At 74.0% G+C, this 22,358-nt stretch carries 16 protein-coding genes; 7 read left to right on the top strand and 9 right to left on the bottom strand.

The genetic code is table 11. The features are described 5' to 3' along the window. Positions 1–62: 62 nt before the first annotated feature. On the bottom strand, positions 63–3,086 hold the full coding sequence (locus tag ACWDRR_RS37690; protein ID WP_449776789.1) for a bifunctional [glutamine synthetase] adenylyltransferase/[glutamine synthetase]-adenylyl-L-tyrosine phosphorylase: 3,024 nt from the start codon (positions 3,084–3,086) through the stop codon (positions 63–65). 279 nt (positions 3,087–3,365) lie between these two features. Here ACWDRR_RS37690 and ACWDRR_RS37685 point away from each other — a divergent pair, with 279 nt between their 5' ends. After that, positions 3,366–4,529, top strand: coding sequence for an acyltransferase family protein (locus ACWDRR_RS37685; RefSeq protein ID WP_449776788.1), 1,164 nt, complete (start codon positions 3,366–3,368; stop codon positions 4,527–4,529). On the opposite strand, the gene ACWDRR_RS37680 is transcribed toward ACWDRR_RS37685, so the two are convergent. Continuing rightward, positions 4,496–5,707: a hypothetical protein gene (locus tag ACWDRR_RS37680; RefSeq protein WP_449776787.1), complete on the bottom strand. Its 1,212-nt coding sequence runs from the start codon at positions 5,705–5,707 to the stop codon at positions 4,496–4,498. The two genes, ACWDRR_RS37685 and ACWDRR_RS37680, sit on opposite strands and share 34 nt — an antisense overlap. A 169-nt stretch (positions 5,708–5,876) precedes the next feature. Further along, positions 5,877–7,238, bottom strand: a complete 1,362-nt coding sequence (locus ACWDRR_RS37675; RefSeq protein ID WP_380576773.1) for a glutamine synthetase family protein — start codon at positions 7,236–7,238, stop codon at positions 5,877–5,879. A 151-nt stretch (positions 7,239–7,389) separates the two neighbouring features. Between ACWDRR_RS37675 and ACWDRR_RS37670 the strand changes: the two genes are divergently transcribed. Beyond that, positions 7,390–9,144, top strand: coding sequence for an NAD+ synthase (locus ACWDRR_RS37670; RefSeq protein WP_449776786.1), 1,755 nt, complete (start codon positions 7,390–7,392; stop codon positions 9,142–9,144). A gap of 53 nt (positions 9,145–9,197) precedes the next feature. Here ACWDRR_RS37670 and ACWDRR_RS37665 read toward each other — a convergent pair whose 3' ends face one another. The 3 genes from ACWDRR_RS37665 to ACWDRR_RS37655 all read right to left on the bottom strand — a co-directional run bounded on the left by ACWDRR_RS37665 (position 9,198) and on the right by ACWDRR_RS37655 (position 13,037). Further along, a complete protein-coding gene (locus ACWDRR_RS37665; protein ID WP_449776785.1) occupies positions 9,198–10,346 on the bottom strand; it encodes an endonuclease/exonuclease/phosphatase family protein in 1,149 nt (382 codons plus the stop codon). A 203-nt stretch (positions 10,347–10,549) separates the two neighbouring features. Beyond that, a complete protein-coding gene (locus ACWDRR_RS37660) occupies positions 10,550–11,191 on the bottom strand; it encodes a TetR/AcrR family transcriptional regulator (protein ID WP_449776784.1) in 642 nt (213 codons plus the stop codon). Positions 11,192–11,375: 184 nt separating this feature from the next. Next, on the bottom strand, positions 11,376–13,037 hold the full coding sequence (locus tag ACWDRR_RS37655) for an MFS transporter (RefSeq protein ID WP_449776783.1): 1,662 nt from the start codon (positions 13,035–13,037) through the stop codon (positions 11,376–11,378). 275 nt (positions 13,038–13,312) lie between these two features. Between ACWDRR_RS37655 and panB the strand changes: the two genes are divergently transcribed. The 3 genes from panB (at position 13,313) to ACWDRR_RS37640 (ending at position 16,189) form a co-directional block, all read left to right on the top strand. Then, on the top strand, positions 13,313–14,182 hold the full coding sequence (gene panB, locus ACWDRR_RS37650; RefSeq protein ID WP_449776782.1) for a 3-methyl-2-oxobutanoate hydroxymethyltransferase: 870 nt from the start codon (positions 13,313–13,315) through the stop codon (positions 14,180–14,182). A 175-nt stretch (positions 14,183–14,357) separates the two neighbouring features. Beyond that, positions 14,358–15,380, top strand: coding sequence for an ATP-binding cassette domain-containing protein (locus ACWDRR_RS37645; RefSeq protein WP_449776781.1), 1,023 nt, complete (start codon positions 14,358–14,360; stop codon positions 15,378–15,380). Continuing rightward, positions 15,377–16,189: an ABC transporter permease gene (locus ACWDRR_RS37640; protein ID WP_449776780.1), complete on the top strand. Its 813-nt coding sequence runs from the start codon at positions 15,377–15,379 to the stop codon at positions 16,187–16,189. Before ACWDRR_RS37645 ends, ACWDRR_RS37640 begins: the two co-directional genes overlap by 4 nt. A 50-nt stretch (positions 16,190–16,239) precedes the next feature. On the opposite strand, the gene ACWDRR_RS37635 is transcribed toward ACWDRR_RS37640, so the two are convergent. Continuing rightward, positions 16,240–19,605 (bottom strand): ATP-binding protein, encoded by a 3,366-nt coding sequence (locus ACWDRR_RS37635; RefSeq protein ID WP_449776779.1) that lies wholly within the window; start codon positions 19,603–19,605, stop codon positions 16,240–16,242. Between the two features lie 177 nt (positions 19,606–19,782). On the opposite strand from ACWDRR_RS37635, the gene ACWDRR_RS37630 reads away from it, so the two are divergent. Next, positions 19,783–20,598 carry a site-2 protease family protein gene (locus ACWDRR_RS37630; protein WP_449776778.1) on the top strand — a complete coding sequence of 272 codons (816 nt, stop codon included), beginning with the start codon at positions 19,783–19,785 and terminating at the stop codon, positions 20,596–20,598. 31 nt (positions 20,599–20,629) lie between these two features. Here ACWDRR_RS37630 and ACWDRR_RS37625 read toward each other — a convergent pair whose 3' ends face one another. Both ACWDRR_RS37625 and npdG read right to left on the bottom strand, forming a co-directional pair. Continuing rightward, positions 20,630–20,824 (bottom strand): hypothetical protein, encoded by a 195-nt coding sequence (locus ACWDRR_RS37625; RefSeq protein ID WP_449776777.1) that lies wholly within the window; start codon positions 20,822–20,824, stop codon positions 20,630–20,632. A 181-nt stretch (positions 20,825–21,005) separates the two neighbouring features. Then, entirely contained in the window at positions 21,006–21,698 is a 693-nt protein-coding gene (npdG, locus tag ACWDRR_RS37620) for an NADPH-dependent F420 reductase (RefSeq protein WP_449776776.1), read from the bottom strand. Positions 21,699–21,745: 47 nt separating this feature from the next. Here npdG and ACWDRR_RS37615 point away from each other — a divergent pair, with 47 nt between their 5' ends. Continuing rightward, positions 21,746–22,345, top strand: coding sequence for a hypothetical protein (locus tag ACWDRR_RS37615; RefSeq protein ID WP_449776775.1), 600 nt, complete (start codon positions 21,746–21,748; stop codon positions 22,343–22,345). Positions 22,346–22,358 lie beyond the last annotated feature (13 nt).

Raw genomic sequence — 22,358 nt, 5'->3', positions numbered from 1 at the left:
CCGTGCCGGGGGCCCGCCGTAGCCGGAGGCCCGCCGTACCCGAAGGCCCGCCGTACCGGGGCTCAGCCGTAGAACAGCCGCTCCACCACCGCCCGGGCCCGCCGGGTGGTGCGCCGGTAGTCGTCCACCAGCTCGCCGCTGTGTCCGGCGCCGTAGCCGAGGTAGCGGGCCACGCCGGCCAGCTCCCGGGCGTCCCCGGGGAAGCTGTCCCCGGGCCGGCCGCGGACCAGCATCACCGCGGAGCGCACCCGGGAGGCCAGCACCCAGGCGCCGTCCAGCACCGCGGCGTCCTCCGCCGCGACCAGCCCGGCCTCGACGGCGGCCGCCAGCGCGGGCCTGGTCCGGGTGGTGCGCAGCGCCGGCAGCTCGTGCCCGTGCTGGAGCTGGAGGAGCTGGACGGTCCACTCCACGTCCGCCAGCCCACCCCGGCCGATCTTGGTGTGGGTGGTCGGGTCGGCGCCGCGCGGCAGCCGCTCGGCCTCGATCCGGGCCTTGATCCGGCGGATCTCCACCACGTCCCGCTCGGGCACCCCGGAGCCCGGGTAGCGCAGCGGGTCGATCAGCTGCCGGAACCGCTCCCCCAGCTCCGCGTCCCCCGCCACCGGCTCGGCGCGCAGCAGCGCCTGGCTCTCCCAGGCGTGCGACCAGCGCCGGTAGTACGCCGTGTACGAGGCCAGGGTGCGCACCAGCGGGCCGTTGCGGCCCTCGGGGCGCAGATCGGCGTCGACCACCAGCGGCGGCTCGGTGGACGGCCCGGAGAGCAGCGTGCGCAGCTCGTGGCAGACCGCCTGGGCGGCCCGGGCGGCGTCCTGCTCCAGCGACCCGAGCAGCGGCTCGTGGACGAAGAGCACGTCCGCGTCGGAGCCGTAGCCCAGCTCGCGCCCGCCGAACCGGCCCATCGCGATCACCGCGATCCGGGTCGGCAGCTCGCCGTTGCGGGCCTCCCAGGCGGCGGTGCAGGCGCGCAGCGCGCCCTGCAGGGTGGCCGCGTTCAGCGCGGTGAGGGCCTCGCCCGCGGCGTCCAGGGCCTCGGCCGGATCCTCGCCGAGCCGCCCCAGGACGTCGGCGGCGGCGGTCCGGAACAGCTCCCGGCGCCGCACCGAGCGGGCGGCGGCGACCGCCGCGGCGGCGGAGTCGGCCCGGCCGACGGCGGCCAGTATCTCCTGCTCCAGGGCGGGCCGGCCGCGTGGCGCCAGGCCCTGCGGGTCGCCCAGCATGGCGACCGCCTCGGGGGCGCGCAGCAGCAGGTCGGGGGCGAGCCGGCCGGCCGAGAGGACCCGGGCCAGCTGCTCGGCGGCGGCGCTCTCGTCGCGCAGCAGCCGCAGGTACCAGGGGGTGCGGCCGAGCGCGTCGGAGACCTGGCGGAAGTTGAGCAGCCCGGCGTCCGGGTCGGCGGAGTCGGCGAACCAGCCGAGCAGCACCGGCAGCAGGGTCCGCTGGATGGCGGCCTTGCGGCTGACGCCGGAGGCCAGCGCGGTCAGGTGGCGCAGCGCGGCGGCCGGGTCCGCGTAGCCGAGCGCCTCCAGCCGGGCCCGGGCCGCGTCCGGGCTCAGGCCGGTCGCGCCGGTCGGCAGCTCGGCGACCGCGTCCAGCAGCGGCCGGTAGAACAGCTTCTCGTGCAGCCGGCGGACCTCGACGGCGTGCCGCTTCCACTCCCGCTGGAGGGCGGCGACCGGGTCGGCCCGGGTGTCGTCGTTGATCAGCGGGGCGAGCGAGCGGGCCAGCCGGCGCAGGTCCTCCTCGCCGGTGGGCATCAGATGGGTGCGGCGCAGCCGGTGCAGCTGGATCCGGTGCTCCAGCGAGCGCAGGAAGCGGTAGGCGGTGTCCAGCGAGGCGGCGTCGGCCCGGCCCACGTAGCCGCCGCGGGAGAGCGCGGCGAGCGCCTCCAGGGTGTTGCCGCTGCGCAGCGCCGGGTCGGTGCGGCCGTGCACCAGCTGGAGCAGCTGGACGGAGAACTCGACGTCGCGCAGGCCGCCCGGGCCCAGCTTGAGCTGGCGGTCCAGCTCGGTGACGGGGATGGAGTCGATCACCCGGCGGCGCATCTGCTGCACGTCGGTGACGAAGTTCTCCCGGGCGGCGGCCTGCCAGACCATCGGCTCCAGCGCCGCCAGGTAGGCGGCGCCCAGCTCGGCGTCCCCGGCGACCGGGCGGGCCTTGAGCAGCGCCTGGAACTCCCAGGTCTTGGCCCAGCGCTGGTAGTACGCCTGGTGGCTGGCCAGGGTCCGGACCAGCGGCCCGTTGCGGCCCTCGGGGCGCAGGTTGGCGTCGACCGGCCAGATGGTGCCCTCGCCGGTGGTGTCGGCACAGAGCCGGGTGAGGGCGGCGGCCAGCCGGGTGGCGGCCTTGAGCGCCTCGTGCTCGTCGACGCCCTCCTGCGGCTCGGCGACGAAGATGACGTCCACGTCGGAGACGTAGTTGAGCTCGCGCCCGCCGCACTTGCCCATCCCGATGACGGCCAGGCGGCAGGCCCCCGCGGCCTCCGGATCCTCCTCGGCGGCGAGCTCCAGCGCGGTCTGCAGGGTGGCGCCGGCGAGGTCGGCCAGCTCGGCGGCGGTCTGCGCGAGGTCGGTGGTGCCGGTGAGGTCGCGGGCGGCGATGGCCAGCAGGCAGCGGCGGTAGGAGACCCGCAGCGCGTCCGCCCGGCTGCCGGCGGTGTCCGCGGCCACGCCCTGGCGCAGCGCGCGCCGGAAGTCCTCCGGACCGGGGTGCATGTCGCGCAGCTCGAAGGTGACCAGGGCGTGCCAGTCGTGCGGGTGCCGGGCCAGGTGGTCGGCGAGCGCGGTGGACGCGCCGAGCACACCGAGCAGCCGGTCGCGCAGCGGCTTGGAGGTGGTCAGGGTGTCGCGCAGGGTGTGCCGCTCGGTCTCGTCGGCGCCCTCCAGCAGCCGGGCCAGGCCGAGCAGGGCGAGATCCGGGTCGGCGGTGGCGCCGAGCGCGTCCAGCAGCACCGGGTCGTCGGCCAGCCCCTCCAGGCCGGGCCCGGCGAGCAGCCGGACGGCCTGCGCCGGGTCGGTGAACCCGCGCCGGACCAGCCTGATCTCCGGCCGGCTCACCCGGCTCCCGGCCCGCTGCTCCTCCACCGTCATCGCCCCTCCGGCTCCGGCCCGCGCGGCCCGCGACCGAACGGTCCGGCCCGCCTCCAGCAGGGTACGCGGCCGGGCTCCGCCCGCGCGCCCCGGACGCGGCCCGGCCGCCGCGCCGGGGCGTGTCACCGCCGCGCCGGGGGCGTGTCCTGGGCCGGCCCCGGCTCGTTGGACCGGGCCCGACCCAGCCCGACCCAGCCCGACCCAGCCCGACCCAGCCCGACCCAGCCCGACCCAGCCCGACCCAGCCCAGCCCCACCCCCGGAGAGGAGCGCGCGCCCGATGCCCACCCGACTGCCCTCGCTCACCGGGCTGCGGTTCTGGGCCGCCCTGCTGGTGGTGCTCTACCACCTCGCCCGCAAGGTCGGCGAGGTCCCGGTGCTCGGCCCGCTCGCCTGGTACGGCCGCAGCGGTGTGACGTTCTTCTTCGTCCTCTCCGGCTTCGTCCTGGCCTGGACGTACGACGGGGTGCCGACCACCGTGCGGCGCTTCGCCCGCCGCCGGTTCGCCCGGATCTGGCCGCTGCACGCACTCGGCACGGCGCTGTCGCTCGGCGCGGACGCCGCGATCGGCGTGGCGCTGCCCCTGACGGCGGCGCTCTGGTCGCTGCCGCTGGTGCACCCGTGGGTGCAGGAGACGGTCTTCGGCGGCAACCCGGCCTCCTGGTCGCTCGGCGCGGAGGCCTGGTTCTACCTGCTCTTCCCGTTCCTGCTGCGCGCGCTCGCCCCGCGCCGCCGGCTCTGGGCGCCGCTCGCCGCGGTGTGCGCCGTCCTCGGCCCGGTGCTCTGGGCGGCGGGCGCCCTGCTCCCGGACGACCCGGCGGTACGCGGCTGGCTGCTGGACTACCTGCCGCTGACCCGCACCCCGCAGTTCGTCCTCGGCGTGGTCACCGGGCTGGCCGCCCGGCACGGCCGGCTGCCCCGCGTCCCGCTCGCCGCCGCCGCGACGGCGGTGGCCGGCTGGCACCTGCTCCTGGTGCCGTGGCACGCGGCCGCCTCGGACTCCGTCTGGTGGGGCCCCTACAGCGCGTCCCAGCTGTTCCCGGCACCGCTGTTCGCCGCGCTGCTGGTGGCCGCCGCGCAGCGCGACCTCACGCCGTCCGGCGGGCCCCGCCCGCTGGCCGGCCGGGTGGCGGTGCGGCTCGGCGAGTGGTCGTACGCCTGGTACCTGGTGCACGAGATCGGCATCCGCTGCTGGCTCGCCGTCGCCGGCCGCCCGGCGCCCGGGCCGGCGACGGCGGCGCTCTGGCTGCTGCTGGCCGCCGGGAGCCTGCTGGTGGCCGGCGCGCTGTACCGCTGGGTGGAGCGGCCCTGCGAGCGGGCCCTGCGCGGACGCCCCGCGCACACGACGGCGCCGCTGCCGCTCCACCCGGTGCGGGTGGTGCGGCAGCGGCGCCGGCCGGTGACGCCGGATCAGCCCTCCAGCGAGCCGTCCAGGTTCACGTAGGCGTAGAACACGCCCAGGTCGTAGCCGTCCTTGTCGGTGTCGAACTTGATGGAGATGTCGGTGTCGCCGTTGCGCAGGAAGGGCGAGATGTCCCACCGGTTGGAGTCGTAGCCGAAGTTGTTGCGGTTGTACGGGTTGCGGTTGAACTGGTCGGCCGGGGTCAGCTCCTCGATGGTGGAGTTGAACGAGTCGTTGACCGCGTGGTTCACGTCCTGGAAGGGCGTCAGCGGGCCGTTGGTGGACTTCATGGCGAGGGTGTCGCCGGTCCACTTCAGGTCGCCGTCGTAGACCACGAAGCCGAGCTTGCCCGCGACCGGACCGGTGGCCGGGGTCTGCAGCCCGGTGAGGTCGAACTCCCGCGGCGGGCTGTCCGGCAGCTCGACCTGGAAGCCGTCCCACACGTGGACGTGGCGCAGCGGCTTGCACGGGTTCTCGTACGCCACCACGATCGTCCAGCCGCCCCAGCTGTGCGGCTTGACCACGGAGTCCATGTTGGCCGCGGTGTAGGTGCCGTTGCCGTGCTGCTTGACCAGGTCGGTGATGTCGGCGGAGGCCTGGTAGCTGCTCTCCTCGGTGGTGGTGATGTAACCGATGGAGGGCTGGTCGTTGGCGATGTTGGTGTACTGGTTGTCGCCCGGGAACTTCAGGTAGATCTCGTCGATCTGACTCTCCGGCAGCACGGTGTCGCCGATGCCGCGGGTACCGCCCCAGTAGAGCCGGGCGTACTTGATCTCGGAGCCCTCCAGCAGGCCGAGGTCGGCGGAGCTGGCGGAGTAGATCGGGTCGCCGAGCGGGCCGATGGAGCCGGGGTCGATGTTGATGTACTTCATCTGGTAGTTGTTGTTGATCGGCCGGCTGCCCGCCCCGGTGCGGGCGTCCACGCAGGCGGGCTGGGCCGGGTCGACCGGCGGCTGGGACTCGTCACAGGTCATCAGCGAGTTGCTGATCCGGGTGACCGACCCGTGGAAGTTGCCCTCGAACCGCGTGGTGAACGGCAGCGGGTTCGAGGAGATGGTGTCGGCACGAAGCTCGGGCTGCTTGGGGCCCGATCCGCGGGCGTCGGCGACCGGCGAGGCCAGCAGCTGGGTCGCGACGGCGGCGAAGGCCGCCCCTGCGACGCCGATCCGGCGGGCGAGCAGGCGGGTGGCGGCAGCACGGCTGACGGTGGAGGAGGGCATGAGGTCCTCTCGGGGTGGGGAGGGGTTGGATCACGCTTATCGGATCACAACTCAACGTCACAATCCCCTCACATACCGCCATCGGTGCGCGCGCCAACCCAAACGGAGGGCCCGCCGTCATCCATTCGAACGACGGCGGGCCCGAAGGTCCTTGACGCGGTGTCAGGCGTCAGAGCACCTGGAGGTTCTTCCGCAGCTCGAACGGGGTGACCTCGGAGCGGTACTCCTCCCACTCCTGGCGCTTGTTCCGCAGGAAGAAGTCGAACACGTGCTCGCCGAGGGTCTCCGCGACCAGCTCGCTGCGCTGCATCAGGTCGATGGCCTCGCCCAGGTTCTGCGGCATCGGCTGGATGCCGAGGGCCCGGCGCTCGGCGTCGGTGAGCGCCCAGACGTCGTCGTCCGCGCCGGGCGGGAGTTCGAGGCCCTCCTCGATGCCCTTGAGGCCGGCGGCGAGGGTGACGGCGTAGGCGAGGTACGGGTTGCAGCCGGTGTCCAGCGAGCGGACCTCGATCCGGGTGGAGCCCTGCTTGCCGGGCTTGTACATCGGGACGCGGATCAGCGCCGAGCGGTTGTTGTGGCCCCAGCAGATGTACGAGGGCGCCTCGCCGCCGGCGCCGGCGGTGCGCTGGGAGCCGCCCCAGATCCGCTTGTAGGAGTTCACCCACTGGTTGGTGACGGCGGCCGTCTCGGCGGCGTACTTCAGCAGGCCGGCGATGAACGAGCGGCCGACCTTGGAGAGCTGGTACTCCGCACCGGACTCGTGGAACGCGTTGCGGTCGCCCTCGAACAGCGAGAGGTGGGTGTGCATCCCGGAGCCGGGGTGGTCGGAGAACGGCTTCGGCATGAAGCTGGCGTGCACGCCCTGCTCCAGCGCGACCTCCTTCATGACCAGACGGAAGGTCATGATGTTGTCGGCGGTGGAGAGCGCGTCGGCGTAGCGCAGGTCGATCTCCTGCTGCCCGGGCGCGCCCTCGTGGTGGGAGAACTCCACCGAGATGCCCATCGACTCCAGCATGGTGATCGCCTGGCGGCGGAAGTCGTGGCCCACGCCGCGCGGGGTGTGGTCGAAGTAGCCGGACTGGTCGGCCGGGATCGGCGCGGTGCCGTCGCCGGGCAGGTTCTTCAGCAGGAAGAACTCGATCTCGGGGTGGGTGTAGAAGGTGAACCCGAGCTCGGAGGCCCGCTCCAGGGTGCGCTTCAGCACGAACCGCGGGTCGGCGAAGGACGGGGAGCCGTCCGGCATCAGGATGTCGCAGAACATCCGGGCCGTCCCGGGCGTCTCCGAGCGCCAGGGCAGGATCTGGAAGGTGGTCGGGTCCGGCTTGGCGATCATGTCGGACTCGTAGACGCGGGCGAAGCCCTCGATCGCCGACCCGTCGAAGCCGATGCCCTCCTCGAAGGCCTGCTCCAGCTCCGCCGGTGCCACCGCGACCGACTTCAGGAACCCGAGCACGTCGGTGAACCACAGCCGGACGAAACGGATGTCACGCTCTTCGAGCGTCCGGAGCACGAACTCCTGCTGCTTGCCCATGGGGACAGTCTCACCTCTGCTCTTTACGTTCGTGTTACGCCCGGAAACCACCCCAAAGCGACTGCCCCCATCATGGCGGATCGCGGCTCGGGAGGGCAGTGGCAACCCCCCGGACACGACATCGCGTCAGATCGACGATTAGACTCGTGGCATGCCCAATCTCCGTCTCGCCCTGTGCCAGATCGACCCCTGGGTCGGTGACCTCGCCCGCAACACGGACGAGGTGGTGCGCCGGACCGCGCAGGCCGTCGAGGCCGGCGCCCGGCTGATCGCCTTTCCCGAGATGGCCCTGACCGGGTACCCGGTGGAGGACCTCGCCCTGCGCCGCTCGTTCGTCGAGGCGTCCCGGTCCGCGCTGGTGGGCCTGGCCGCGCGGCTGGCCGGGGAGGGGCTGGGCGAGGTGCCGGTCGTGGTCGGCTACCTCGGCCGCTCCGACCAGGCCTCGCCGCGGTTCGGCCGGCCGGCCGGGTCGCCGCAGAACTGCGCCGCGGTGCTGCACCGCGGCGAGGTGGTCACCCGGTTCGCCAAGCACCACCTGCCCAACTACGGGGTGTTCGACGAGTACCGCTGGTTCGTCCCCGGCGACCAGCTGCCGGTGCTGCGGCTGCACGGGGTGGACGTGGCGCTCGCGATCTGCGAGGACATCTGGCAGGACGGCGGCCGGGTGAGCGCCGCCCGGGAGGCCGGCGCCGGCCTGCTCCTGGTGCTCAACGGCTCGCCGTACGAGCGGAACAAGGACGACGCCCGGCTGGAGCTGGTCCGCCGGCGCGCCGCCGAGGCGGGCTGCGCGCTGGCCTACGTCAACATGGTCGGCGGGCAGGACGAGCTGGTCTTCGACGGCGACTCGATCGTGGTCGGCGCGGACGGCGAGGTGCTCGGCCGTTCACCCCAGTTCGAGGAGCACCTGCTCGTGCTCGACCTCGACCTGCCGGCCGCCGGCAGCGACCACACCGACGGGCTGCTGCTCGCCGACGGCCTGCACCTGGTCCGCTGCGAGCTGGGCGACGAGCCACTGCCCGCGCCCGCCGCCCCGGTGCGCGCCGAGGTGGCGCCCAGGATCTCGGACGAGGCCGAGATCTGGGCGGCGCTGGTCTGCGGCACCGAGGCGTACGTGCGCAAGAACGGCTTCCGCTCGGTGCTGCTCGGCCTCTCCGGCGGCATCGACTCCGCCCTGGTGGCGGCCATCGCGGTGGACGCGCTCGGCGCCGGGAACGTGCACTGCGTCTCGATGCCGAGCCGGTACTCCTCCCAGCACTCCCGGGACGACGCCGCCGAGCTGGCCCGCCGGACGGGACTGCACTTCCGGACGGTGTCGATCGCCCCGATGTTCGACGCCTACCTGGCGGCCACCGAGCTGACCGGCCTGGCCGAGGAGAACCTGCAGTCCCGGCTGCGCGGCACGCTGCTGATGGCGATCTCCAACCAGGAGGGGCACCTGGTGCTCGCGCCGGGCAACAAGAGCGAGCTGGCGGTCGGCTACTCCACACTGTACGGCGACTCGGTCGGCGCGTTCGGGCCGATCAAGGACGTCTACAAGTCGCTGATCTTCCGGCTCGCCCGCTGGCGCAACGAGGAGGCCCGGCGGCGCGGTGAGCCGGCGCCGATCCCGGAGCACACCATCGACAAGCCGCCCTCCGCCGAGCTGCGGCCGGACCAGGTGGACACCGACTCGCTGCCCGATTACGACCTGCTGGACACCGTGCTCAGCCTGTACGTCGAGGGCGACCAGGGCCGGGACGCGATCGTGGCGGCCGGCTTCGACCCCGCGGTGGTCGACCGGGTCGTCCGGCTGGTCGACATCGCCGAGTACAAGCGCCGGCAGTACCCGCCGGGCCCGAAGATCTCGGCCAAGGGCTTCGGGCGGGACCGCCGGCTGCCGATCACCAACCGGTGGCGCCGCGGCTGATCACCGGCCGGTGGCGCCGGCTGCCGATCACCGACCGGTGGCGCCCGGGCCGGTCACCCCTGGTAGCGATAGGCGGCGGCGACCGCGAGGTGGTCGCTGCCGTCCCGGCCCAGGGTCCGGGAGTCGGTGGGCTTGAGGCCGCCCTTGCTCATGATCTGGTCGATCCGGGCCATCGGGAAGGACGCCGGCCAGCTGAAGCCGAAGCCGTCGCCGGCCGCGCCCTGGGCCGAGCGCATCTGCGAGGTGATCGGCGCCAGGCTGCGGTCGTTCATGGTGCCGTTGAGGTCGCCGAGCAGCAGCACCTTCTTCAGCGACTCGGCCTGGATCGCGTCGCCGAGCGCCTGGGCGCTGGCGTCCCGCTGGTCGACGGTGAAACCGCCCTCGGCCTTCAGCCGGACCGACGGCAGGTGCGCGACGTACACCGCGACCGGGCCCTGCGGGGTGGCGACCTGGGCGCGGAAGGCCCTGGTCCAGCCCATCTTGATGTCCACCACCGAGACGCCGCTGATCGGGTACTTGGACCAGAGCCCGACCGTGCCCTCCACGGAGTGGTACGGGTAGCTGTCGGCCAGCCCGCTCTCGATGGTGCGCAGCGGCCTTCCGGCCAGCTCCTGGAGCGCGACGATCTGGGCGCCCGAGTCCTTCAGCAGCTTCACCGTGGACTCCGGGTCGGCGTTGAGGGCGGCCACGTTGTGGCTGACCACCGTCCAGTCCGCGGTGCCGCCGCTCTTGTCGCTGAGCAGCCCGCCGAACATGTTGAACCAGATCACCACCGGCAGCAGCAGCGCGATCAGCGCGGTGGCGGAGCGGCGCAGCAGCGCGGGCACCAGCAGGAGGGGGACGGCCAGGCCGAGCCAGGGCAGGAAGGTCTCCAGCAGGCTGCCGAGGTTGCCGACGCTGTTGGGCACCTCGGCGTGGAAGGCCAGCAGGGCCGCGGTGGCCAGCGCGAGGGCGGCGAGCAGCAGGCCGCGCCGCCAGGTGGTGCTGCCCCGGGCGTCACGGCCCCAGCCGCGCAGCCCCAGGAACCCGGCCCCCGAACCGCCGGAGCCGCCGGAGCCGTCCGAACCGCCCGCACCGCTGGAAGCACCGAAACCGCCGAAGCCGTCGGCGCCGTCCGGGCCGGTGCCGGTGCCCCCGGCGGTGGCCGGGGCGCCGCCCCCCGCCGCCGGTACCGCCCGGTCCGTCCAGTCCGCCTGCGCCATCCTGTGGCTCCCGTTCGTTCGTGCCGTCTGCCGGTCCGACGCGCGACGCCGCCGAAGGGCGGGCACGGTGCCGGACTGGTGCCGGTTTGATCGGATTCCCGGCTCAGCCTATGCCGGGACAGACGCGGGCCCGGTGGAGCGGGTTCCGGCGTGGCCCGGTTTGGTGAGGCAGGCCACGCTCCGGACGGACGGACGGGCGGACGTCAGTCCCGGTCCGGTCGCCAGGTCGGACCGCCGAGCCCCTGGAGCAGGGCGTCGACCATCCGGACCGGCAGCTCCGGGTCGTCCAGGTCGGAGTCCTCCCAGAGGACGGTGCGGGCGAGGATCGGGCCGAGCAGCAGGTCGGCGAGCAGTTCCTCGTCGAGGTCGGAGCGGAGCTCGCCCCCGGCGACACCGCGGCGGACGACCTCGCGGGCCATCATCCGGCGGGGCAGGATCACCCGCTCGCGGTAGGCGGCGTGCAGCTCGGGCCAGCTGTGCATCTGGCCGAGCGCGGCCCGCAGCACCCAGCGGGAGCGCTTGGCCAGGCCCCGGATGCGCATGTACTCGACCATCGCGATCAGGTCGTCCCGGACGGTGCCGCCGGTCGCCTCGGGGACGGGGGCCTCCAGCCGGCTGACCATGTCGATCAGCAGGGCCTCCTTGTTGGGCCAGCGCCGGTAGATGGTGGCCTTGCCGACGCCGGCGGCGGTGGCGATGCCCTCGATGGTCAGCTCGGGCAGGGTGGTGCCGCCCGCCATGAGTTCCTCGACCGCGGCGAAGATGGCCTGCTCGGCCGCCTCGCTGCGCGGGCGGCCCCGCCGCGGGCCGGTGCAGGTCGGCGCGGCCGTGGTGTCCGTCTTCATCCCCGCTTCTCTCCCTGGATGTTCGCGGGCGCGCGGCGCCGTTCCCTCTCCGATTGTCGTCCGTGGGCGGGCCCGGTGGAAGCCGTGGCACGGACGGCGGCCCTGCCCGGCCGGACTCGTCCGGACGGGGCAGGGCCCCCATTGTCGCTCAGCACCGCCGCGGGCCGTACTGCGCGAGCGCAGGTCAGGCGCCCGCGACCTCGCTCCGGCGGGCCGGCTCGGCGTGGTCGAGCGGCTTCCCGAGGTCCGCCGGGCGGTCCGCCGGGGCGGCGGCCGGGCCGCCCGGGGCGCCGCCGGGGGCGCCGGGGGTCAGTCGGCCGGGGAGCAGGAGCCAGGCCAGCAGCGCGCCGATCGCGGTGACGCCGGCCGAGAGGCCGGCCACCACGTGCATGGCGTCGATGAAGGAGGCGTTGGCCGGGCCGACCAGCTCGGCGCCCTGCGGGCCGAGCTTTCCGGCGACGGCCAGGGTGGCCTCCAGGGACTCGCCCGCCTTCTCCCGCAGCGCCTCGGTCGGCAGCTTGTCCAGCTGGTCGGCCATCCCGTCGCGGTAGACGGTGGAGAGCACCGCGCCGAGCACGGCGACCCCGAGCGAGCCGCCGACCTGGCGGAAGGTGTTGTTGATCGCCGAACCGGCACCGGCCTTCTCGCGCGGCAGCGAGCCCATGATGGCGACGGTGACCGGCGGCATCACGTGCGCCATGCCGCTGCCCATCAGCAGGCCGAGGACGACCAGCACCCAGATCGGCGTGTCGATGCCCAGCAGCAGGTAGCCGAGGAAGCCGATCGCGATCAGCGCCATGCCGCCGGCGCAGGTGGCGCGGACGCCGAAGCGGTCCACCACCAGCCGGGCCCGCGGCGCGAACAGCAGCTGGGCGACGGCCAGCGGCAGCATCAGCACACCGGCCTGCAGGGCGCTGTAGCCGCGCACGCTCTGGATGTAGAAGACGCCGAAGAAGGAGACGCCCATCAGCGCGAAGAAGACCACGCCGACGACGACCACGGAGGCGCTGAACACCTTGTTGCGGAACCAGGTGACGTCCAGGGCCGGGTGCGCGGTGCGGCGCTCGAACCAGACGAAGGCGACCAGCGCGACCACGCCGACCAGCATCGGCACCCAGGCCTCGGGGGAGGTGAAGTCGGCCAGCTCGCCGCCCTTGATGATGCCGAAGATCAGCGCGACCAGACCGATGATCGAGAGCAGCACGCCGACCGGGTCCAGCCGGCCCGGGTTCGGGTCCTTGGACTCGGGCACCAGCAGCACCATCGCGATCACGGCGACCACCACGATCGGGACGTTGATCAGGAAGACCGAGCCCCACCAGAAGTGCTCGATCAGCAGGCCGCCGGTGATCGGGCCGATCGCGATGGCCAGGCCGACCGCGCCGGCCCAGATGCCGATCGCCTTGGGCTGCTCGGCGCGCTCGAAGACGTTCATGATGATGGCGAGCGTGGCCGGCATCGCCAGCGCGCCGCCGACCCCCATCAGCGCGCGGTAGCCGATGAGTTCACCCGGCGAGGCGGCGAGCGAGGAGAGCAGCGAGGCTATTCCGAAGACCACCATGCCGGCGAGCAGGGCGCGCTTGCGGCCGAACCGGTCACCGAGCAGGCCTGCCGTGAACAGCAGCCCGGCGAAGACCAGGGTGTACGAGTTGATCGACCATTCCAGGTCGCTCTGGCTGGCGCCGAGGCCGGTGGGCGCCGGGGACGCGATGGTCTTCATCGCGACGTTCAGGATCGAGTTGTCCAGAACGACGACGAGCAGGGCGAGCACCAGGGTGCCCAGGATCGCCCAGCGTCGGCGGTGGATGGCTTCCGGCACGCGAGGTGGCGCGGCTGCGGTGGTCATTGCGGTTTTCCCGTCCGTGGTGGCGTGGCACTGGCGGGCAATTCCGAGTCGTGTGCGTCTCGTAACCCCCGGGTCAGCGTAGCGCGAGTTTCGATACGAGACGAATCCGTTTCGTAAAGATCGGGCAAAGGCCCGGGCTCCCGGCCCGGTGTGCCGCAGATCGCAACCCGCCCGGGGCACGCCTCTTTGCGCCCGCGCCGGGGCGTGCAAGCATGGAGGGGATCCGGGGACGCCACACGGCGCCACGAGACGACAACCCTTCAGGAGCCTGTTCGATGAACGCTTCTTCGCCCTCGCCTGCCCAGAACCAGGCGTCGACCGCCACCCTCTACGGTGGGGTCACCAACCGCCGCGTCACCGTACGCGACCTCGCCGCCGCCAAGCAGCGCGGCGAGAAGTGGTCGATGCTCACCGCCTACGACGCCCTCACCGCGGGCGTCTTCGACGAGGCCGGCACCCCCGTCCTGCTGGTCGGCGACTCGGCGGGCAACTGCCACCTCGGCTACGAGACCACCGTGCCGGTGACCATGGATCAGATGGTGATGCTCGCCGCCGCCGTCGTCCGCGGCACCAAGCGGGCGATGGTCGTCGCCGACCTGCCCTTCGGCTCCTACCAGGAGTCCCCCGCGCAGGCGATGCACAACGCCGCCCGGCTGATGAAGGAGGCCGGGGTCGGCGCGGTCAAGCTGGAGGGCGGCGAGCGCAGCGCCCGCTCGATCGAGCTGCTGGTCGAGGCCGGCGTCCCGGTGATGGCGCACATCGGCCTCACCCCGCAGTCCGTGCACGCCCTCGGCGGTTACCCCGTCCAGGGCCGCGGCGACGAGGCGGCGCACCAGCTGCTGCGCGACGCCAAGGCCGTCCAGCAGTCCGGCGCCTTCGCGGTCGTGCTGGAGGCCGTCCCGGCCGAGCTGGCCGCCCAGGTCACCGAGCAGCTGGCGATCCCGACCGTCGGCATCGGCGCCGGCGTGGACACCGACGCCCAGGTGCTGGTCTGGACGGACATGGCCGGCATGACGGCGGGCCGGGTGCCGAAGTTCGTCAAGCAGTACGCCAACCTGCGGGCCGTGCTCGGCGAGGCCGCCCGCGAGTTCGCCGCCGACGTGCAGTCCGGCGCCTTCCCGGCCCCGGAGCACACCTTCCACTGACCGGCCGGCGCGGGCCCCGTTCCCCCGGGAGCGGGGCCCGCGCCGTACCCGGCGGCGGCCGGGCCGCGGCACCGCGGGCGCCCCGACAGTGCCGCGACAGCGCGATGACAGCGGGCCGCCCCGGCCGCCCGCCCGGTGACAGCGCCGCGACAGCCGGGCCGGGCAGCCTGGGGGCATGACACGAATCACCACCGCCCCGAACGACCGGGGGCCCGCCGCGGGCAACGCCGTGGAGGTCCACGGCATCGTCAAGCACTACGGCGCCACCAAGGCCCTCGACGGGGTCGACCTCACCGTCCGCGAGGGCACCGTGCTCGGCGTGCTCGGCCCGAACGGCGCCGGCAAGACGACCCTCGTCCGCGTCCTCTCCACGCTGATCAAGCCGGACGCCGGCACCGCCTTCGTCGGCGGCTACGACGTGCTGCGCCAGCCCAAGCAGCTGCGCCGCACCATCGGCCTCACCGGTCAGTACGCCTCCGTCGACGAGATGCTCTCCGGCTACGAGAACCTCTACCTGATCGGCCGGCTGCTGGACCTCTCCCGCAAGGACGCCAAGGCCCGCGCCACCGAGCTGCTGGAGCGGTTCTCGCTCACCGAGGCCGCCAAGCGGATCGCCAAGACCTACTCCGGCGGCATGCGTCGCCGCCTCGACCTGGCCGCCTCCATGATCGGCCGCCCCCGGGTGCTCTACCTGGACGAGCCCACCACCGGTCTGGACCCGCGCACCCGCAACGAGGTCTGGGACGAGGTGCAGCGGATGGTCGCCGAGGGCTCCACGGTGCTGCTCACCACCCAGTACATGGAGGAGGCCGAGCAGCTCGCCGACGAGCTGACCGTGATCGACCGGGGCCGGGTGATCGCCGCCGGCCAGGTGTCCGAGCTCAAGGCCCAGGTCGGCGGTCAGACCCTGCAGGTCCGCCCGGCGCACCGGGCCGAACTGCCCGAGATGGCCCGCTGCCTGCAGGAGACCGGGATCGCCGAGGCCACCTTCTCCACCGACACCGGGCTGCTGTCGGTGCCGATCACCGGCGAGGAGCAGCTCACCGCCGTCGTCGGGGTGCTCGGCACCCGCGGCTTCGCCATCGCCGGCATCGACACCAAGGTGCCCAGCCTGGACGAGGTGTTCCTCACCATCACCGGCAAGTCCGCGGCCGCCGCGGCACCCGCCCCCAGCCTCGCCAAGGAGCCCGTCGCATGAGCACCGCAACCGTCGCGCCCGCCCGGGTGGAGGACACCCGGATCGGCCTGTCCGGCACGCTGCGCCACCTCGGCGCGCTGACCCGCCGCAACCTGATGCGGATCAAGGCGGACCCGGAGTCGATGTTCGACGCGGTGCTGATGCCGGTCATCTTCATCGTGCTCTTCGTCTACGTCTTCGGCGGCGCGATCTCCGGCGGCCAGGACGCCTACAAGCAGTACCTGATCCCCGGCCTGCTCGGGCAGACCGGCATCACCCTGGCGATGGCCGTCGGGACCGGCCTGAACAGCGACTTCCAGACCGGCGTGATGGACCGGTTCCGGACCCTGCCGATCGGCCGGGCCTCCGTCCTGCTCTCCAAGATCGTCGCGGAGAACTGCCGGGCGCTGGTCTCCTTCGTCATCCTGATCGGCTTCGCGATGCTCCTCGGCTTCGAGGTGAAGACCGGTCCGCTGGAGCTGCTCGCCGCGGTCGGTCTGTCGCTGCTGTTCGGCATGTCGATCGTCTGGATCTCGATGCTGCTCGGCATGGCGATGAAGAGTGCCCAGGCCGTCCAGGGGGTCTCCATGCTCGTCCTGATGCCGCTGCAGTTCGGCAGCTCGATCTTCGCCCCGACCGGCACCATGCCGGGCTGGCTGCAGTCCTTCACCGACGTCAACCCGCTCTCGGCGCTCGCCGACGCCTGCCGGGCCCTGCTCAACGGCGAGGGCGCGGTGGCCCACCCGGTGCTCATCGTGCTGGGCTGGTCGATCGGCATCACCGCGGTCTTCGCGCCGCTCGCGGTGGCCCGCTTCCGCAAGCGGACCTGACGGTCCGCGCCCCGTGGACCGGCCGGCCGGCAGACCCCTGGGACGGGAGGTCAGCCGGCCGGCCATTCGGTCATCAGGTCGAGCAGGGCGCCCGCCTGGGTGGCCGACAGGCCGGCCCCCTCCGCGTGGGCGGCGGCGTAGGCGTCCGCACCGAGCAGGGCGCGCAGGCTCGCCTCGGCGCGTTCGCCCTCGACCCGGTCCAGGTAGCCGCCCTTCGGCCCGTTCAGACCGGCGTAGGAGCCGAGCAGGACGGCCGCCCGGCGGGCCGCTTCGAGGTCGTTGTCGCGCTCGGCGAAGGACCGCAGCACGCCGACCGCCGGGGGCACCAGCATCACCGACATCCGCTCGGCGAGGCCGCTCGCCGCCTCCGGCACGTCGCACAGCGACCGCCGCCCCTGGCGCAGCAGTCGCAGCCCCAGCTCCGGATCCCCGGCGAGGGCGGCGATCCAGCCCCGGGTGACCGTCAGCATCCCGTCCACCAGACCGGGTGCGAAGGCGCCCACCCTGCGCACGCCCAGCTCGTCCAGCTCACCGAGCGCCTCGTCGTACTCGCCGCGCTGGGCGTGGATGCCGCAGAGGATCAGGCGCCCGAAGAGCAACGCGCCGTTGGCCGCCTGGCTCTCGCCCGGGTCGACCCCGGCCAGGGCCTCCCGGATGCACCGCTCGCCCTCGGCGAGGTCGCTGCCGAGCATCGCGCCGCCGAGCTGCACCCGCAGCATCGGCACCTCCTGCGGGGCGCCCAGCAGTTCGGCCAGCTCGATCGCCTGCCGGTAGGCGGCGACGGCCTCCTCGGACCGGCCCTGGTTGGCCATCGACTCGCCGCGGGCCGCGTAGGCCTGGGACATCCCCCAGCGGTCGCCGCAGCGCCGGAACAGCTCCAGCGACTCCTCGCCGTCCCGGACGGACTGCTCCAGCCCGCCGGGCCAGTCGTTCAGCATCTTGGCCCGGATCTGCAGGATGAACGCCAGGTCGTTGTCGCTGCCGTGCCGGCGGCAGCCCTCCACCGCGTCGGTCAGCAGCTCGTCCATCAGCTCCATCCGGCCGGCCAGGAAGGCCCCGAACACCCGCAGCAGGCCCGGGAACCGGTAGGCCTGCGGGAGGTCCGGGGTGTAGGCGTCGAGCAGTTGCTGGGACAGCCGCAGCGCCTCGCGGTCGCCCAGCACCTCCAGGTTGCCCTCGAAGAGCCCGACCAGCCGGTACATCACCACCTCGCGGCGGGCCTCCGCCGCCACCTCCGGCGGCAGCGGCATGCCGTACTCCAGCACCGGCCGCTCCAGCGGCCGCACCGGCAGGGTGCCCGGACCGAACGGGTCCGGGCCGATCGCGCCCACCGCCTCGTACCAGTCCCGGGCCTCCAGCCCGAAGCCGCGCAGCGACCAGTACCAGCTCATCCCGAGCACCAGGACCAGCGCCTCGTGCTCGTCACCGCGGTCCACCGCCCGTCGCAGCGCGGCCCGGATGTTGTCCTGCTCCCGCTCCAGCACCGCCAGCCAGGCCAGCTGCTCCGGGCCGTGCAGGTGCAGCTCGGCGGTGCGGACCAGCGCGCGGAAGTGCTCGACGTGCCGGCGCTCGCTCTCGCTCCGCTCGGCCGCCTCGGCCAGCCGCTCGACGGCGTACTCGTGGATGGTCTCCAGCATCCGGTAGCGCGGCAGGCCCTCGCCGCCCAGGTCCGCCACCAGCAGCGACTTGTCGACCAGCGAGAGCAGGACGTCCGCGACCTCCTCGCGGGGCACCTCGGTCTCGTCGGCGCAGACCGCCTCGGCATCCTCCAGGCGCCAGCCGCCGGCGAAGACCGAGAGCCGGCGCAGCACCGCCCGCTCCTGCTTGCCGAGCAGGTCCCAGCTCCAGTCGACCACCGCCCGCAGGGTCTGCTGACGCGGCAGCAGGGTGCGGCTGCCGGCGGTGAGCAGCGTGAACCGGCCGTCCAGGCGGTCGGCGATCTGGCGGGCCGTCATCACCCGCAGCCGGGCGGCGGCCAGTTCGATGGCGAGCGGCAGGCCGTCCAGCCGGCGGCAGATCTCGGCGCAGGCGGCCGGATCGCTCTGCGGGTCGAAGCCGGGCCGGGCCGCGGCGGCGCGCTCGGCGAGCAGGCGCAGCGCGACCGGGTCGGGCAGCGGCTCGACCGGCAGGACGCTCTCGCCGGGGACGCCGAGGGGTTCGCGGCTGGTGGCGAGGACGGTGAGGCCGGGGCACTCGGCGAGCAGCTGGTCGGCGAGGTCGGCGGCGGCCTGGATCAGATGCTCGCAGTTGTCCAGGACGAGCAGCATCCGGCGGTGCCCGCAGTACTCGACCAGCCGGCGGACCGGGTCCTCGGCCCGGCTCTCCAGCACCTCGGCGACCTTGCCGCCGGTGTGCAGCACGGTCTCGCGCAGGCCGAGCGCGGAGACCACCGCGGCCGGGACGGCGTGCGGGCTCTCCAGCGGGGCGAGTTCGGCCAGCCAGACGCCGTCCGGCCAGCGGCCGGTGGCCTGTTCGGCGCGGCCGGCCTCGATCGAGAGCCTGGTCTTGCCGGAGCCGCCGGGGCCGGTCAGGGTGACCAGCCGGCTGCCGGCCAGGGCGGTGCGCAGGGCGCCGAGATCGTCCTCCCGGCCGACGAAGCTGGTGAGCCGGCCGCGCAGGTTGCCCGCACCGCGGGCCGGTTGGGGCGCCGGTGGCGGAGTCTGCTCGCGCGCGGGCGGTCGCCCGGGCGACCGGCCCGCCTCCACCGGGGTCAGCAGCTCGGCGTGGAGGTCCTGGAGCCGGCGGCCCGGGTCGACGCCGAGCTCGTCCGCCAGGGCGCATCTGGTCCGCTCGTAGTGGCGCAGCGCCTCGGCGGTGCGGCCGCTCTCGTGCAGGGCCCGGACCATCAGGTACTGCAGGGTCTCGTCCAGCGGCTGCCGCTCGCAGAGCTCGGTGAGCTCCGCGGTGAGCTCGGCGGCCCGGCCGAGGCCGAGGTCGGCGGTGATCCGGTGCCGGCGGGCCTCGTCCCGCTGGGCCTCCAGCCGGGCGGCGGGGCCGCCGCGGTCGGGCAGGTCGGCGAGGGCGGGGCCGCGCCAGAGCGCCAGGGCGGCGCGCAGCCGCTCGGCGGCCAGCCCGTGGTCGGCGTCGTCCAGCGCCCGGCGGCCCTCGCCGGCCAGCCGCTGGAACTCGCCGAGGTCCGTCCGCGGTTCGGTCAGCCAGTAGCCGGCCGGGCCGGAGCCGACCCGGTCGCGGCCGATGGTGCGGCGCAGCCGGCCGACCAGGGTCTGCAGCGCGGCGGAGGAGTCCTGCGGTGGCTCGGTGTCCCACACCTCGTCCACCAGGAGCTCGGCCGGCACCGGCCGCCCCTGCCGCAGGACCAGCGCGGCGAGCAGCGCCCGCAGCCGGGCACCGCCGAGCGGGACCGGCGTGCCGTCGTCGTGGTGGGCAGTGGTGGTACCGAGGATGCCGTAGTGCACCCGCCCATTCTGGTCGATGGCCGGTGGTGTCACGCACACGTTTTCCCGACCGGTTCCGGTGTCCGGAACCGGAGCCCGGGCGCCGTACGTTCACCGGGGACGGCTTGTCCGGCAACGGGCCCGCCGGGCATGATCGGTCCCCTGCCCGCACCCCCAGACCCCCGGAGCAACCACGCCATGACCTTCGCCGCAACGCAGCGCTCGCGCAGCGAGGACCGACGGATCAGCCCGGTGTTCTGGGCCATGCTGGCGACCTTCGTGACCTCCGGCTGGGCGGTCTACGCGGGCTACGGCAACGCCCGGTTCGGGATCTTCCTGTTCGTGGTCGCGGGCTGGATGGTCTCGCTCTGCCTGCACGAGTACGCCCACGCCCGCACCGCGCTGCACGGCGGCGACATCACCGTCGGCGCCAAGGGCTACCTCACGCTCAACCCGCTCAAGTACGCCAACGCGCTGCTGAGCTTCGTGCTGCCGATCGTCTTCGTGCTGTTCGGCGGCATCGGCCTGCCCGGCGGCGCGGTCTGGATCGAGCGGCACCGGATCAACGGGCGGCTCAAGCACAGCCTGATCTCGGCGGCCGGCCCGCTGGTCAACCTGGCCGCGGCGGTGCTGATCCTGGTCCCGGTCGGGGCCGGCTGGCTGGACGGCAGCGAGGTGCACGCGGTCTGGAACGGCTACGAGCTGAGCGTGTCGCCGCTGGCGCTGGCCCTGGGCTTCCTCGGCATGCTGCAGCTCAGCGCGACCCTGCTGAACCTGCTGCCGGTGCCGGGCCTGGACGGCTACGGGATCATCGAGCCCTGGCTGTCCCACCGGGCCCGCCGGGCGGTCGAGCCGTTCGCGCCGTACGGGATGCTGGCGATCTTCGCGCTGCTCTGGCAGCCCGAGGTGAACCACTACTTCTTCGAGGCCGTCTACGGCGTGATGGACCTGCTCGGCGTCGACCGGGCGTACGCCCAGGTCGGCCACGACCTGTTCACCTTCTGGAAGAACTAGCCGGGGGGACCGGGCGGCGGGACCGGCCGGTTCAGGAGGTCCCGGCCCGCTCGGCGGCGGCCTTCGCCAGCTTCGCCCGGCGCAGGTTCAGCCAGAGGACGTTGCTGGCCACACCGGCCAGCGGGATCCAGACCAGGCCCACCCAGTTGCCCTGCACCATGGAGACCACGGCGGCGGTCAGTGCGAGGACGACGACGATCGAGGCGAAGAGGGACGTGCGGGGCATGGCGGGGGGCTCCTAAGGCCGGGTGACGGTCGGCCCCCATTCTCGCCGACCTCACCCCCGGCCCGGCCCAGGGGTGAGGTCGGCGCGCCCGCCGCCGGTCGGCGTCCGGTCCGGGCATCGCTTCGGACGTCGGTTCGGTGTCCGGTCGAGCGGCGGTGCGGGCGTCGGTTCTCGCCGCGGCTCAGACGTCGGTGATCCGCAGGCCCGCGTGGGCCTTGTAGCGACGGTTGACCGAGATCAGGTTGGCGACCAGCGACTCCACCTGGTGGGCGTTGCGCAGCCGGCCGGCGAAGATGCCGCGCATCCCCGGGATCCGGGCGGCCAGCGCCTGGACGAGGTCGGTGGCGGCGCGCTCGTCGCCGAGCACCATCACGTCGGTGTCGATCCGCTCGACCGACTCGTCCTGGAGCAGCACCGCCGAGAGGTGGTGGAAGGCGGCGGTGACCCGGGAGTCCGGCAGCAGAGCGGCGGCCTGCTGGGCGGCGCTGCCCTCCTCCGGCACCAGGGCGTAGGCGCCCTGCTTGTCGAAGCCGAGCGGGTTGACGCAGTCCACCACGATCTTTCCGGCCAGCTCCTCGCGGAGCGCCGAGAGGGTGGCGGCGTGCCCGTCCCAGGGCACCGCGACGATCACGATGTCGCTCTCGCGCGCGGTGGTCGCGTTGTCGGCGCCGCGCACGCCGAGGCCGAGCTGGGCCGCCGAGGCCTCGGCGCGGGCCGCGTCGCGCGAGCCGATGATCACCTGCTGGCCGGCCTTGGCGAGCCGCAGGGCGAGCCCCCGCCCCTGGTCGCCGGTGCCGCCGAGGACACCGACCACCAGCTGCGAGACGTCCGGCAGCTCGTGGGCCGGGTTTGTCGCTGATTCGAGGGAAGTCATGGGCCGATCCTGCCAAACGGCCGGCCTCCCGCGACATTCTGTGGCGTATGGACGCGGTGAGAGTTTCGGCACTCCGTGAGCGGCTGACCGGCACGGGCTGGCTGGAGGCGGTCGGCGGCTTCGCCGGCTCGCTGCGGCACGCGGTCTCCCGGCGCGGGGCCGGCGAGCTGCTGCTGGTCGGCACCGAGGGGTACGAGCCCTGGCACCTGGCCGCCCATCTGGACGACGAGGCGGCCTGGTCCGACGTCCCCCGGCTGTCGCCGACCCTGCTGCGCCACCGGGTGCCGGCGCGGGCACCGGCCCATCTGGCGCACGACCTGCGGCGGCTGACCGGGGCCGGGCGCGGGGCGACGGTGCTGGTGGTGGCCCCGACGGCGGCCGGGGCACCGCTGCTCGACCGGGTCCAGGACGCCCGGCGCGGCGGGGCGACCGTGCTCGCCCTGGACGGCCCCGCCGAGCACGGCGGGCTGGCGGGCCTCGCGCACGAGCGGCTGACGGTCGGCACCGCCGAGGAGGAGCCGTTCGACCTCGCCCAGCACCTGGTCAGCGCCGCCGCCGGGCAGGCCCCGGCGCGGCGGGGCCCGCTCGACCGGCTGGCGGCGCTCGCCGGGCGGCTCACCGCGGGGCCGGGGCTCAGCCGCTGGTAGGCGCGGGCCCGGT

This window comes from Kitasatospora sp. NPDC003701 (genome assembly GCF_053587085.1).
This window is presented reverse-complemented; position numbering and strand designations above follow the sequence as displayed.

Excerpts from the sequence above, each read along its gene's own strand:
- ACWDRR_RS37690 (WP_449776789.1), bottom strand. The coding sequence starts at position 3,086 with ATGACGGTGGAGGAGCAGCGGGCCGGGAGCCGGGTGAGCCGGCCGGAG.
- ACWDRR_RS37685 (WP_449776788.1), top strand. The coding sequence starts at position 3,366 with ATGCCCACCCGACTGCCCTCGCTCACCGGGCTGCGGTTCTGGGCCGCC.
- ACWDRR_RS37680 (WP_449776787.1), bottom strand. The coding sequence starts at position 5,707 with ATGCCCTCCTCCACCGTCAGCCGTGCTGCCGCCACCCGCCTGCTCGCC.
- ACWDRR_RS37675 (WP_380576773.1), bottom strand. The coding sequence starts at position 7,238 with ATGGGCAAGCAGCAGGAGTTCGTGCTCCGGACGCTCGAAGAGCGTGAC.
- ACWDRR_RS37670 (WP_449776786.1), top strand. The coding sequence starts at position 7,390 with ATGCCCAATCTCCGTCTCGCCCTGTGCCAGATCGACCCCTGGGTCGGT.
- ACWDRR_RS37665 (WP_449776785.1), bottom strand. The coding sequence starts at position 10,346 with ATGGCGCAGGCGGACTGGACGGACCGGGCGGTACCGGCGGCGGGGGGC.
- ACWDRR_RS37660 (WP_449776784.1), bottom strand. The coding sequence starts at position 11,191 with ATGAAGACGGACACCACGGCCGCGCCGACCTGCACCGGCCCGCGGCGG.
- ACWDRR_RS37655 (WP_449776783.1), bottom strand. The coding sequence starts at position 13,037 with ATGACCACCGCAGCCGCGCCACCTCGCGTGCCGGAAGCCATCCACCGC.
- panB (WP_449776782.1), top strand. The coding sequence starts at position 13,313 with ATGAACGCTTCTTCGCCCTCGCCTGCCCAGAACCAGGCGTCGACCGCC.
- ACWDRR_RS37645 (WP_449776781.1), top strand. The coding sequence starts at position 14,358 with ATGACACGAATCACCACCGCCCCGAACGACCGGGGGCCCGCCGCGGGC.
- ACWDRR_RS37640 (WP_449776780.1), top strand. The coding sequence starts at position 15,377 with ATGAGCACCGCAACCGTCGCGCCCGCCCGGGTGGAGGACACCCGGATC.
- ACWDRR_RS37630 (WP_449776778.1), top strand. The coding sequence starts at position 19,783 with ATGACCTTCGCCGCAACGCAGCGCTCGCGCAGCGAGGACCGACGGATC.
- ACWDRR_RS37625 (WP_449776777.1), bottom strand. The coding sequence starts at position 20,824 with ATGCCCCGCACGTCCCTCTTCGCCTCGATCGTCGTCGTCCTCGCACTG.
- npdG (WP_449776776.1), bottom strand. The coding sequence starts at position 21,698 with ATGACTTCCCTCGAATCAGCGACAAACCCGGCCCACGAGCTGCCGGAC.
- ACWDRR_RS37615 (WP_449776775.1), top strand. The coding sequence starts at position 21,746 with ATGGACGCGGTGAGAGTTTCGGCACTCCGTGAGCGGCTGACCGGCACG.